This is a genomic window from Methylobacterium tarhaniae (genome assembly GCF_001043955.1).
Taxonomy (GTDB): domain Bacteria; phylum Pseudomonadota; class Alphaproteobacteria; order Rhizobiales; family Beijerinckiaceae; genus Methylobacterium; species Methylobacterium tarhaniae.
Genome location: NZ_LABZ01000402.1, coordinates 1 through 988 on the forward strand (window position 1 = coordinate 1; position 988 = coordinate 988).

The window sequence follows — 988 nt, forward strand, 5'->3', positions numbered from 1 at the left end:
GGCCGCCGAGCGGCTGACGGCGCGGGACGGAGCCAACGGCCTCGCTCAGCTCGCCCTCGGCGTGCAGAAGATCAAGGCCAAGCAATTCGCCGCGGCGCGCCAGAACCTGCAGCGCGGCGGCAAGGGCGCGGCCGCCGACCTGACCTCGACCCTGCTCACCGCCTGGTCCTATGCCGGCGCCGGCGAGGGCAGGAAGGCGCTGGAGACCATCAACAAGCTCAAGGGCGAGCGCTACTACAACGTCTTTCGCGATTACCACGCGGGCCTGATCGCGGCTCTGGTCGGCGACAAGGTCGAGGCCGAGCGCCGGCTGAAATCGGCCTACGACGCCGACCGCAACACGCTGCGCATCGTCGACGCCTACGGGCGCTTCGAGGCCGAATCCGGCCGGCCCGACCTCGCGGTGGCGGCCTACCAGGAATTCGACAACGTCCTGCCGCGCCACCCGATCGTGCGCGACGCCCTCGACAAGCTGAAGGCGGGCAAGCCGCTGACCCCGCTGATCAACTCGGCGCAGGAGGGGGCGGCGGAAGTGCTCTACGGCCTCGGCTCGGCCGGGACCTCGCAGGGCGACGAGTTGCCCGCGGTGGTCTACCTGCGCCTCGCGCTCCACCTCGCGCCCGAGCACTCGCTGGCGCTCTTGACCCTCGCCGACACCCTGGAGCGGATGAAGGCGCCGGACCGGGCGAACGAGGTCTTCGCCCGCATGCCGGCGAACTCGCCGCTCAAGCTCAACGCCGACATCCAGATCGGCCTGAACCTGGAGCAGATGGGCAAGGGCGAGGAGGCGATCGCCCATCTCGACCAGGTCGCCAAGACCTATCCCAACGACATCGACGTGATCTCGGCCCTCGGCAACGTCCAGCGCTCGCGCAAGAAGTACGCCGAATCGGCCCAGACCTACACCAAGGCGATCGACCTGATCGGCGACCAGCCGGCGCGCAACTACTGGACCCTGTACTACTTCCGCGGCACGTCCTACGAGCGG

General features: G+C 69.3%; 1 protein-coding gene. It reads left to right on the plus strand.

What is annotated here, in order from left to right:
* Positions 1–988 (plus strand): tetratricopeptide repeat protein (locus VQ03_RS30285; RefSeq protein WP_048454648.1); only part of this gene is annotated, 988 nt, incomplete at both ends.